Annotated in this window: 9 protein-coding genes and 1 riboswitch; of the genes, 2 read left to right on the top strand and 7 right to left on the bottom strand. The window is 65.4% G+C overall.

All coding sequences use genetic code 11. The features are described from left to right. Position 1 precedes the first annotated feature (1 nt). The 3 genes from AC1C2O_RS06970 to AC1C2O_RS06960 form a co-directional block, all read right to left on the bottom strand. Positions 2-2,317: a sigma-70 family RNA polymerase sigma factor gene (locus tag AC1C2O_RS06970; protein WP_495429702.1), complete on the bottom strand. Its 2,316-nt coding sequence runs from the start codon at positions 2,315-2,317 to the stop codon at positions 2-4. Positions 2,318-2,685: 368 nt separating this feature from the next. Continuing rightward, complete coding sequence (gene nagA, locus AC1C2O_RS06965; RefSeq protein WP_495429701.1) at positions 2,686-3,834, bottom strand: N-acetylglucosamine-6-phosphate deacetylase; 1,149 nt, start codon at positions 3,832-3,834, stop codon at positions 2,686-2,688. Further along, on the bottom strand, positions 3,834-5,330 hold the full coding sequence (locus AC1C2O_RS06960; RefSeq protein ID WP_495429700.1) for a beta-N-acetylhexosaminidase: 1,497 nt from the start codon (positions 5,328-5,330) through the stop codon (positions 3,834-3,836). The genes nagA and AC1C2O_RS06960 overlap by 1 nt, the downstream gene beginning before the upstream one ends. A gap of 75 nt (positions 5,331-5,405) precedes the next feature. Continuing rightward, positions 5,406-5,490: riboswitch (ZMP/ZTP riboswitch) on the top strand. Positions 5,491-5,517: 27 nt separating this feature from the next. Here AC1C2O_RS06960 and glyA point away from each other — a divergent pair. Both glyA and AC1C2O_RS06950 read left to right on the top strand, forming a co-directional pair. Continuing rightward, the gene (glyA, locus tag AC1C2O_RS06955) at positions 5,518-6,792 is read left to right on the top strand and encodes a serine hydroxymethyltransferase (RefSeq protein WP_495429699.1); all 1,275 of its coding nucleotides are present in this window, start codon (positions 5,518-5,520) and stop codon (positions 6,790-6,792) included. Then, positions 6,789-7,670: a bifunctional methylenetetrahydrofolate dehydrogenase/methenyltetrahydrofolate cyclohydrolase gene (locus AC1C2O_RS06950; RefSeq protein WP_495429698.1), complete on the top strand. Its 882-nt coding sequence runs from the start codon at positions 6,789-6,791 to the stop codon at positions 7,668-7,670. Before glyA ends, AC1C2O_RS06950 begins: the two co-directional genes overlap by 4 nt. 17 nt (positions 7,671-7,687) lie before the next feature. Here AC1C2O_RS06950 and AC1C2O_RS06945 read toward each other — a convergent pair whose 3' ends face one another. The 4 genes from AC1C2O_RS06945 to xylA form a co-directional block, all read right to left on the bottom strand. Beyond that, complete coding sequence (locus tag AC1C2O_RS06945; protein ID WP_495429697.1) at positions 7,688-8,260, bottom strand: SND2/TMEM208 family protein; 573 nt, start codon at positions 8,258-8,260, stop codon at positions 7,688-7,690. 61 nt (positions 8,261-8,321) lie between these two features. Then, the gene (locus tag AC1C2O_RS06940) at positions 8,322-9,041 is read right to left on the bottom strand and encodes a DUF6882 domain-containing protein (RefSeq protein ID WP_495429696.1); all 720 of its coding nucleotides are present in this window, start codon (positions 9,039-9,041) and stop codon (positions 8,322-8,324) included. 145 nt (positions 9,042-9,186) lie between these two features. After that, positions 9,187-10,590, bottom strand: a complete 1,404-nt coding sequence (gene xylB / locus AC1C2O_RS06935; RefSeq protein WP_495429695.1) for a xylulokinase — start codon at positions 10,588-10,590, stop codon at positions 9,187-9,189. Positions 10,591-10,592: 2 nt separating this feature from the next. Beyond that, the gene (gene xylA, locus AC1C2O_RS06930; protein ID WP_495429694.1) at positions 10,593-11,780 is read right to left on the bottom strand and encodes a xylose isomerase; all 1,188 of its coding nucleotides are present in this window, start codon (positions 11,778-11,780) and stop codon (positions 10,593-10,595) included. Positions 11,781-11,894: the final 114 nt, after the last annotated feature.

The raw sequence follows: 11,894 nt of genomic DNA, 5'->3' as shown, positions 1-11,894 counted from the left end.
TCTATTCGGCGGGAGGTGTGGCCTCGGTCGTGAGAGGGTCTTCGATTGCGGGGTCTTCGATTGCGGGGTCGTCGATCTCCGGTTCGGTGGCAGCAGGGTCGTCGACGACGGTTTCGTCGACGACGGTTTCGTCTACGACGGTTTCGTCTACGACAGTTTCGTCTACGGCTGCCTCGTCGGCGGGTGGTCGTTCTGGATCCTCGCCATCAGCAGGATTCTGTACATTCTCGTCGACGTCTAGGTCCCACAGGGTGGTATCCAACGGGAACTCCGCGACGTCATCGATGAGGTATTGGATCGTCACGGTGGCGTTTTCAAAAATCAGCTCCCACCTCACGTCCAGGTAGATGACGCCACTACCGTCTGCGTCGAGGACTATCGGCCCCTCACTCGACTGGCTGTCGTTAATGAGCACCTGCACGGTGGCTCCGCGGACGCCTGTGATTCCGATGGAAACGCGTGTTGTCGGCCAGCCGTAAGAAGGCGAAACGCTGACGATCGTGACCGACTCGGTCGGGTCGGTTGTTTCGCCGTCGCCGTCGCCTGGGTCGGTTGTTTCGCCGTCGCCGTCGCCTGGGTCGGTTGTTTCGCCGTCGCCTGGGTCGGTTGTTTCGCCGTCGCCTGGGTCGGTTGTTTCGCCGTCGCCGGGCGGGGTGGTAGACGGCGGGCCGGGAGTCGGTACTGTCGGCGGTTGTGTTTCCGTCGGTGCGGGCTGTGTCGGAGCAGGGGTCGGCTTAGGGCTCGGTGACGGCTCGGGCGCCGGAGTTGGTGTTGGCTCCGGCACGGCTGGCTGTTCAGGCTCTGGTACCGGGGGCTGCGTTGGCTCGGGCTCCGGCACCGCAGGCTGCTCAGGCTCTGGTGCTGGATCCGCGGGCTGCTCCGGCTCCGGCTCGGACGTCGGATCAGGCTCGGGCGTCGGCACCACCGGAATCTCTGGCGCCGCAGGCTCTTCGGGCTCGCTGGGAGGGACGGTATTGCCCCCGTCGCCGCCATCGCGACCGTCAGCGGGCGCCGACGGAGTCACGGGCTGCGTCGAAGGCGTGTCGGGGGTGTCAGGAGCATCCGTCTTGGGCGTTGTCTTCGGGGCATCCTCAGCGACTTCGAGGACGAACTTCTCGTCGGCATCGAGTGCACCGTCGGGCGTGACCTCTGAGCTGATCGACGAGTCGTTGGCGTCTGCTGCACTCGGCATCGACGTCACGGGGCTTGCAGAGATAAGGCCGGGCACGATCGCCGCGGCGGCCACAACTCCTGCGATGACAAGCGCAACAGATCCGACGCCAACTAGGGCACCGAGTCCGGTCATGACCCCGCCGGATGCTCCGGCTCCGCCCGCAGTAACCACAGTGGATCCGGCACCCCCGGCCGACCCACTGTTGCCGCCGATTACATTGCTGCCTGCGACGGTGCTTCCGCTGGTGGTAGCGCCGCCAACGGTGCTCGTGCCGCCAACGGTGACTGCGCCGCCCATCACGGCCGACGGCATGGCCGCCAGTGCCACGATCGGGGCTCCGCCGCCCTGAAGCATCGCGGTGTAACCGGCCGCCCCGGCGACACCGAGCACGAGCGGAAGCAACACGAGCGCAAGGCGGTTGGACACATCGTGCGCCTCAGCAGCGACGATCATGCATCGGGCACAGTCTTCGATGTGCAGATCGAGGCGTTGCTGATCGCGCGCGCTCAGGTTGCCGCGTGCATGAGCTCCGAGGTGCTCGATGGTCCAGTGGCACTCTGAACCGGACTCGGCACTGCGCAGGTGGGCCTGAATCCAGGCCTCACGCAGACCCTCACGGGCACGGAATGCGAGCTGCGAGACTCCACCGGACTTCATTCCCAGCAGGGGAGCGACCTCGGCAGGCTTCATCTGCTCGATCTCGGTGTACCAGAGCACCTCCTGCCAGCGAGTGGGAAGGCTGCGGAACGCCTGTGCGGTCAGTCCGCGGTCGAGGGCGTCGTTGGTTGCCTGCTCAGTGGTGTCGGGATCCGGAACGGCATCCAGTTCGTCGATCGTCGTGTCGCGACGCGCGCGTCCCCACGCAGCAGCGGTGTTGCGGATGCTCGTGAAAAGGTACGCGCGGAACGAACCGTTGGGCCCGCCGCCCTTGAGGATCGCCTGATAAATGCGCGTGTACGACTCCTGCACGAGATCGTCAGGGTCGATGCTCGATGTGACAGAACGGGCAACCGTCATCCCCGAGTGGTAGTGGCGTCGCCAGAGTTCACCGAACGCGTCCCCGTCGCCCGAGCGGGTGCGAAGGATCAGGTCGGCATCGGCTGCCGCGTTTGTCTCGGAGGTCTCGTCGTTCTGCACTGTCATCCATCGGTCGTGGGAGCGGGTTGTGCTCTCACAAGAAGAGACGCGTGAACAGTTCGATCTTCACGCGACTGGGCCATTCTCTCCCTTAATTCCCAGTCTGACCACCCCTGTTGATAACTCCGGGACAACTCCGGAAAAGAAATCTCGCGTTTCACGTAATGAATCCACCAAGTCGTCGTCTCATCAATAGAGAAAGCCATCAGAACTCCACCGGGGGGCGGAGTTCGGCACCAGTGCGGGAAATGTACTGGTCGGGTGGATTCGAGCACCTCGGGGGAGGAGTTCTCGGGTCCACCCGCTCTTATGTCGGGGGACAGGGCCGCCGCTGGGGTCGGCGGCCCGATCCGGCCCTCGGGCCCACATGAGATTCAACCCAGTGGTCCGCCTGTCTGTACGTGCGCGACCTGCAGCTTCTCATCGAGCAGCACAGCATCGCCCAAGTATCCGGGTGCAAGTCGCCCGAGCTGGCTGCCGAAGCCGATCGCCGCAGCGGGCGTCTCTGTCAGCGCGCGCACTGCCTCAACGAGTGAGGCACCGGCTTGGACGGCGCGCTGCAGCGCGACATCCTGCGTCAGCGTGGAACCGGCGATCGAACCGGTATCGTCGGCGCGCGCAACGCCATCCTTCACCGTTACCTTGACGGTGCCCAGGTCGTAACTTCCATCGGTGCTGCCAGCCGCAGCCATGGCATCCGTCACCAGCGCGACCCGGCCGGGAGCAGAATCGAAGATCAGCTTGATCACGTGCGGGTCGAGGTGCACGTTGTCCGCGATCGCTTCCAGCACGATCCGATGATCGGCGGCTGCGGCCAGCACTGGGCCGGGAGCACGGTGATGAATGCCGGGCATGGCGTTGAACGCATGAGTGAGGATCGTCGCACCGGCTTCGAACGCTGCGACAGCCTGCGCTGCATCTGCACTGGTGTGGCCGACAGCCGCAACGGAACCTGCCGCGACGATCAATCTGATGGCTTCGATGCCGCCGGGAAGCTCAGGAGCGATCGTCACCTGCCGGATTGTGCCGCGCCCCGCGTCGAGGAGTCGCTGCACGTCGGCGGCAACCGGATCGCGCAGCAACGAGGGCTCGTGAGCCCCGTGGTGTGCAGGATCGAGGAACGGACCCTCCAGGTGCGACCCGAGGATGTCCGCATCCGTCTGCATGAGGTCGGCGATCTCTCCTACGCGCCGCGCGAGATCATCCAGCGGCGCTGTCACCAGCGAGACGACCCCACGGGTCGTGCCGTGCGCACGGTGCAGATCGCGGGCGGTCCGGATCGCATCGACGCCGTCACCGTAGGATGCTCCGGCGCCACCGTGGACGTGGATGTCGACGAATCCAGGCGTGAGGATCGCACCGGGGCCCGCGACGGAGGTCGCGTCGATCACCGTGTCGGCATCCGCCCAATCGGTGCCCGTACCGGTCGCGGTCACACGGCCATCTTCGAAACGCACCCAGGAATCGGGGGTCTCTACGCCATCGGTGATGAGGCGGGCAGAGTGGATCAGGGTCGCGGTCATCAGTTGCTCCAGGCGATCTCGGTAGGACGGTGGCCTCCCCATCCTGCGGCATCCCAGACTGCTCCCAACCTCCCGACGCGCTCGCGGAATGAGGACCAGTCGCGGTCGCCGGCCTGTGACCAGGCGACCTCGGCGATGGCGGCGGCACGGGGAAAGACGAGTTGGTCGATGTCGTCGAGGGTCGCCAGCGTCTCAGACCACAGCGGCGCCTCGACGCCGAGAATCGCCCCGGGAGGCAGACCATCAACAATCGTGGTCGGTTCCCAGCCGTACGCGGTCTCCAGGTTGATGACAGCTGCCCAATCCAGGCCCAGCGGGAAGTCGGCGTCGTACTTCTGGTCGAGGTACGCGGTGGTAGATGGCGACATGATGACCGAGCCTCCACGTTCGACGAAGCGGCGTGCTGCCGCGGCATGCGAATCATCGGGGGTGGTACTGCTCCAGTACTGCCCGACCGTGCCCTCGGCGACCTGTGCGGAGCCAGCCTCGTGCCACGTGACCGGGGTCTTGCCCAGCTCGACGGTCAACGCGGTGACGCGCTCGATGAACGCATCGAAGTCGGCCTGTGGTGTGCCGAGCGCTTCATCTCCACCGATGTGCAGGTACGGGCCGAGGGTGAGTTCAGCGACTTCGGTGAGGACATCGCGTAGGAACTCCCAGGTGGCCTCGTCGTGAATCTTCACCGAGGAGTGCCCGACGCCCCAGCCGAGATACGGCTCGCCAGCTTCGGGGAGTGGTTGGCCGAGTTCCGTCGACTGTGTCAGCAGGTTGTCGTTCATGACCGGCGGTTCCACGATCTCGGGATATGCGAGGCCGATCGCATGCGTGTGGCCGGGTAGATCGATCTCGGGCACCACGACCATGTGGTGCGCCGCGGCGTACTGCACGATCTCGCGGAAGTCGTCCTTCGTATAGAAACCGCCCGGACGGCCGAGCACCGCCGTCGTCGAACTGCGCTCGGTCAGCAACGGACGACTGTCGATCTGCAGACGCCAGCCCTGGTCATCGGTCAGGTGCAGGTGCAGGCGGTTGAACTTGAGAGATGCCGCCCGGTCGATGAACGCCTTGACTGTGTCGACGCCGAAGAAGGTGCGCGCGACATCGAGCATTACGCCGCGATATGCGAAACGCGGGGCGTCGTCGACCTCTACTCGGGGGAGTATCCAGCCGTTGTCATCCTTGGTGAGAATCTGACGCAGAGTCTGGATGCCGTAGAAGAGGCCAGCCTCTGCCCCCTCGATCCGTACGCTATTGCCGATCACCAACGTGTAGTGCTCGCCCTGGCGAGCAGTGCGACGCAGGACGATATCACCCGTCGCGGCCGGCTCTAGGGTGATGCCAATGTGGAGCCCCGTGCGCTCGGCGATCACGTTCGCGAGAACGGATGCCGCGGCATCTGCTTCGTTCTCCACGACGATGCGCGTGCTCGAGCTAAGCCGGAACGCGCCGGGAGATTCTGCGAAAGAAGAGGGAAGCGGAACAAGGGGAAGGACCATGAACAAAACCTACCCTCTGGGTGTGCGGGTGGCCAGGTGTCACGACTACTCTGGGCGTGGCGAGTTCCGCTATGCTCGAACGGTCGCGACTGGCGTCTGGGTGGGTCACCACCGGGGAGCGACTGTTACGGAAATTCGACCGCGCGCCTGGGCCGATGACACCTATTCCGCAACGAAAGAAGTCGATATGACCGATCAGTATTTCAACGCCCCGCTGTCCGAGGTTGATCCTGAGATCGCCCAGGTTCTTGACCGGGAGTTGAACCGCCAGCGCACGTACCTCGAGATGATCGCCTCCGAGAACTTCGTGCCCGTTTCGGTGCTGCAGTCGCAGGGCTCAGTGCTCACGAACAAGTACGCCGAGGGTTACCCCGGTCGCCGCTACTACGGTGGCTGCGAAGAAGTCGACGTCGCCGAGTCTCTTGCCATCGAGCGGGTCAAGTCCCTGTTCGGCTCTGAGTTCGCCAACGTCCAGCCTCACTCCGGTGCCACTGCCAACGCGGCAGTGCTGCACGCCATCGCCCGCCCCGGCGACACCCTGTTGGGACTGTCGCTTGACCACGGCGGACACCTCACGCACGGCATGAAGATCAACTTCTCCGGTCGCCTGTACAACATCGTCGCCTACGGCGTGAACCCCGAGACCTCGCTCGTCGACATGGACGAGGTGCGTCGCCTCGCCATCGAGCACAAGCCGAAGGTCATCGTCGCCGGCTGGTCGGCATACCCCCGCCACCTCGACTTCGCGAAGTTCCGTGAGATCGCTGATGAGGTCGGGGCCCTCCTCTGGGTCGACATGGCGCACTTCGCCGGACTCGTCGCAGCAGGCGTGCACCCGAACCCCGTGCCGCACGCGCACGTCGTCTCCTCGACCGTGCACAAGACCATCGGCGGCCCGCGCTCCGGCTTCATCCTTACCAATGACGCCGATCTCGCCAAGAAGATCAACTCTGCCGTATTCCCCGGCCAGCAGGGTGGCCCGCTCATGCACGTGATCGCCGCCAAGGCGACCGCGTTCAAGCTTGCCGCCACCCCGGAGTTCAAAGACCGCCAGGTGCGCACCATCAGCGGCGCGCAGATCCTCGCGGAGCGTCTCAACCAGCAGGACGTTGCGGATGCTCAGATCAAGGTTCGCTCCGGCGGCACCGACGTGCACCTCGTGCTCGTTGACCTGCGTGACGCGGCGATCGACGGCAAGCAGGCAGAAGACCTGTTGCACGACATTCACATCACGGTGAACCGCAACGCCGTCCCGAACGACCCTCGCCCGCCGATGGTCACCTCTGGGCTGCGCATCGGCACCTCGGCTCTGGCCACGCGCGGCTTCGGAGACGCCGAGTTCACCGAGGTCGCCGACATCATCGCCCTGGCCCTGTTGCCCGGTGCAGATGTCGCGTCGCTCAAGGCACGTGTTGACGCCCTCGCCGGTGCGTTCCCGCTCTACCCGGGCCTTCAGCAGTGACCGCTGTAGTACTCGATGGGAAGGTCGCGTCGGCGGCCATCAAGGCGGAGTTGACCGAACGTGTCGCGGCGCTGCGCGCCCGGGGGATCATCCCCGGCATCGCCACCGTGCTTGTGGGTGCTGATCCTGCATCCCAGCTCTACGTGGGCATGAAGCACCGGCAGTCCGAGGCGGTCGGGATGAACTCGATCCAACGCGAACTGCCGGCGGATGCCACGCAGGAGCAGGTCGAAGCGCTGATCGACGAACTCAACGCCGACGACAGCTGCCACGGATACATCGTGCAGTTGCCGCTGCCGAAGCACATCGACACGGATGCAATCCTCGAACGGATCGACCCGAACAAGGATGCCGACGGCCTGCACCCGACCAACCTCGGTCGACTGGTGCTGAACGTCAATGCGCCGATCCACACGCCGCTGCCGTGTACGCCGCGGGGAGTCATCGAGCTGTTGCTGCGCAACGACTACGACCTCAAGGGCAAGCATGTGGTTGTCGTCGGGCGCGGTGTCACAATCGGCCGCTCGATCGGGCTGCTGCTGACCCGCCGTGACCTCAACGCGACGGTGACGCTCACGCACACCGGCACGGTCGACATGTCGAAGTACCTGCGGGATGCCGATGTCATCGTCGCCGCGGCAGGGGTCAAGCACCTCATCCGCGCCGAAGACGTCAAGCCCGGCGCTGCGGTGCTCGATGTCGGCGTCACACGCGAGATCGACCAGGAGACCGGCAAGTCGAAGGTCTACGGAGACGTGCACCCTGACGTCGCCGACGTAGCGGGCTTCGTATCACCGAACCCCGGCGGGGTCGGACCGATGACGGTCGCATTGTTGATGACGAACGTCGTCGAGGCCGCGGAGCGACTCGTCGGTTGAAGCTAAGCAGGTTCGAGCTACAGCTCGTCCAGCATCCGCCGCTGTTCGGAGGTGAGCCCGTCTCGGAGCTCATCCCGACCGGCGGCGGTTGCGGTTGTGGGGCCGGAGCCGGTGCCAGCGCTGGACTCGGCGGGCGCGGAGCCGGCCGAACGGCGGCCGGTCATCTTCGCCTGCGCCGATCCAATCACTTGACCGGTCTTCGCCTCGATCCGATCATCGATCTGGTCGTAGATCACCCAGGCAATGAGCAGATACACCGGCGGAAGCACGTAGCCCCAGAACCAGCCGCTCACGTTCACACCGCTGAGGATCACGGTCAGCACCCAGACGATGAGCTCTACGACGAAGACCAGGCCGTACTGGACGACCTTTTCGCCGACCTTTGTCCTCGAACCAGTCGACTTCGCGGCCGTGCCACGGAAGAACTTCAGCAGCACCGGTTTGAGGGCCAGCGTGGCCAAGGTCAAGATGACGGATGCCCACAGCGCGTTCCAGCCGACCTCGACGCTCCGCATGAGCAGTCCGATCAGCAGCAGCACCGCCACATTGAACACGTAAAGGGAGACAGCACGTACGAGCCACTTCGTCATGTGCACAGCCTTTCATAGCGATGACGGGAGCGCACGCCTCGATTACGGAGGCGGGAGCAGATCAGGCGCCGAGCCTGCTCTCGATGCCGGCGACGCGTGCCTGCTCATCGAAATGGAAGGTTGCTTCGCCGGTTGCGTCAGTCACGATCGCTCCGGAGAAGGCGTCATCGGTCCACTTCATGCCCCAACCGGCCAGGCGAGCCGCGTCCCACACCGACGAGCGTGCGTCACTGAGGTTGAGATCGGCCAGCAGGCGAGGTGCGGTGATGACAGCATCCTGCACTGTCAGCGGTGCAATCGGGGCATCGAGAACGAAGATCGCACGAGTGCCGCCTTCGATCGGAGCCGAGTAGTACGGCGAGCGTCCTGTGATCTCGACGGCGACCGCGCCGATCTGGTGTGCGGCCTGTGCGATCCACTCGTCAAGGTCGTCACCGGTATCGTCCGGGAACGCGATCTCGGGCTGGGACAGCTCTGCGATGCCGTACTGCGTGCCGTAGTCGCGCAGCTGTGCGGCAATGCCGTCAGTGTCGCCCTGGGGGTGCGCCCATGCCCACAGCAGCGAGCGCGGTCCTGGTGCGATGGTCGCGATCAGGTGCGGTGTCGTGACCAGCTGCTGCTCGGGGTTCGCAGTCGAGCTGAAGCTGAGCGTGCCCGCGGCGATGTCAGCATCCCAGCGGTGTTCGCCGAGCTGGTCGACGGCGGCGGTGAGTGCCTCCTGGCGAAGGGCGGCGAAGAGTGCGACGCGATCGGCAAGTGACTGAAGTGCGGCGAAGGTCATGACTCCAGTGTGGTGCCAGATCCTATGAGTTCGCCACTTCCGCTGCTGAAATGACCAGCACTGTGGCGAGCAGGTGAGCTCACCCACCCGTCGCTGACCCGGTACGAAACGGGGTGACTTGTGTCAGCGACGGGCGGGCGAGTGGTCAGGGGAGGCGGGCCGCGTACTGGGCTCGGATGACGGGCTGCTCGTCGGCCTCGAAGCGCCCGGTGATCTCGACCGGCCATGCCGGAGCCGTGCCACGCAGACCCCACGCGGCCTGAACTGCGGCGCCCATGGCGACATATTCTCCGGGGGCTGGCACCACCACAGGAGCATCGAACACCTGAGCGGCGATTCGCGCGACCGCCTCGTTCTGCGCCGCTCCGCCGACAAGCAGAATGCGATCGACGCTGACGCCGTGGCTGCGGATGCGGTCGAGGCCATCAGCCAGACCGCACAGCAGGCCCTCGATCGCCGCACGCGCGAGGTTCTCACGGCTGGTGGATCCCAGCGTCATGCCGAACAGGGTGGCAGTGGCATCCGGCAGGTTCGGCGTGCGCTCGCCCTCGAACCAGGGCTGCAGCACGAGTCCGCCGGCACCGGGTTCTGCCGAGAGCGCGAGTCGGGCGAACTCGTCGTGGTCTACTCCGAGCAAAGCCGCCGTGGCATCCAGCACGCGCGCTGCGTTCAGCGTCGCAACCAGCGGAAGGAATCTCCCGGTGGCATCGGCGAAACCGGCGACAGTTCCGCTCGGATCGGCAACCGCGACGTCGGTCACGGCGAAGACGGTTCCACTGGTGCCGATCGAGACGCCGATGTCGCCACTGCCCGCACCCATCCCGAGGGCCGCGGCAGCATTGTCTCCGGCACCGCCGGTGACAAGGATTCCGTTCTGTCCGAGCACGTGCTCGGACGGGCCGAGCACGCGGGGGAGCACGACGTCAGCAGCATCGCGACGTAGGGCGATCGAAAGCAGCTCCCGGTCGTACTCGTTTCGTGCCGGATCGAAGTATGCCGTTCCGCTGGCATCCGATCGATCTGTGATGAGCTCTTCGAGGACCGGGCCGAGCGGCGAATCCTCTGCAGGACCGTAGCCGCGCAGACGCCAGGTCAGCCAGTCATGGGGGAGTGCGATAGCGGCGATGCGGGCTGCGTTCGCAGGTTCCGCATCGGCTACCCAGCGCACCTTGCTCGCCGTGAACGATGCAACTGGCACAAGACCTGTGCGACGGGCGTATTCCTCCGCGCCGATCTCGGCAGTCAACGCAGCTGCGGCATCCGCGGAGCGCGTGTCATTCCATAGCAGGGACGGACGGATGACGTGGCCGGTGGCGTCGAGCGCCACCAGCCCGTGTTGCTGGCCACCGACGCCGACGGCCGCGACGTCGTCAAGCCCGCCGGCATTCGCGATCGCGCTCTGCAGCGCGTCCCACCAGGCGGCTGGGTCGACTTCGGTGCCGTCCGGGTGCCCGGCACGGCCGGAGCGGATGACAGCACCGGAGTCGACATCGCGGATGACGACCTTGCAGCTTTGCGTCGAGGAATCGACGCCGGCAACCAGCGTCACGATCAGCGTGCGCCGAGCAGGTGCTCGGTAGCGAGCTGCTGCAGGCGAACGAAGCCGAAGCCCTTGCCACCGAGGTAGGCGTCAGCGTCGAAGTCCTCGTATGCAGAGCGGTCCGCCAGGAAGTCGTCGTAGGACTCGCCCGGGTTCAGCGTCGGCGTGGAGAGCTCGGCGACCTTAGCCGCAGCCAGGGCCTCCTGCACCTCGGGGTCTGCGCGGAATGCGGCAGCACGCTCCTTGAGGAGCAGGTAGGTGCGCATGTTCGCCGCGGCCGAGTCCCAGACACCGGTCTCGTCTTCGGTGCGCGAGGGCTTGTAGTCGAAGTGGCGAGGGCCGTCGTATGCGGGCACGCCACCGACTCCGCCGTTCTCCAGCAGGTCGACCAGCGAGAACGCGTTGTGCAGATCGCCGTGGCCGAACACGAGGTCCTGGTCGTACTTGATTCCGCGCTGACCGTTGAGGTCGATGTGGAAGAGCTTGCCGTGGAACAGCGCCTGGGCGATGCCGGCCGTGAAGTTCAAGCCTGCCATCTGCTCGTGGCCGACCTCGGGGTTGACACCTACGAGCTCGGGGCGTGCAAGCGAATCAATGAACGCGATTGCGTGGCCGAGGGTCGGCAGCAGGATGTCGCCGCGCGGCTCGTTCGGCTTGGGCTCGATCGCGAAGCGGATGTCGTAACCCTTGTCGGTGACATAGTCGCCGAGCAGGTCGACGGCCTCGCGGTAGCGCTCGAGTGCCTGACGGACGTCCTTGGCGGAGTCGTACTCTGCGCCCTCGCGGCCACCCCACATCACGAACGTCTTTGCACCCAGCTCGGCGCCGAGGTCGAGCTGACGGAACACCTTGCGCAGTGCAAAGCGGCGGACATCGCGGTCATTCGAGGTGAAGCCGCCGTCTTTGAAGACCGGTGCGCTGAAGAGGTTGGTAGTAACCATCGGGACGATGAGGCCGGTGTCGGCCAGGGCGCCCTTGAGACGGTCGATCTGGGTCTGACGCTCAGCATCGGTCGAACCGAATGCGAACAGATCGTCATCGTGGAACGTGAGACCGTAGGCGCCGAGTTCAGCGAGCTTCTCGACCGCGTGCACGACATCGAGTGCCGGGCGCGTCGGTCCGCCGAACGGGTCGGTGCCGTTGTAACCGACGGTCCAGAGACCGAAGGAGAACTTGTCTTCGCGGGTGGGGGTGACCATGACGGCTCCTTCTTGCGACGCGGCGTCGCGTAGGTAAATTGTTGTTGTTCACAACCTATAGCAAATCAGGCCCCTAAGTCCAGCGCTCCCGGCGCTCGGATGCTGCTCTATGGC

It is taken from the genome of Microbacterium sp. Y355, from assembly GCF_059445345.1.
Note: the sequence above shows the minus strand (reverse complement) of the source record. Positions and strands in the feature narration are given on the sequence as shown.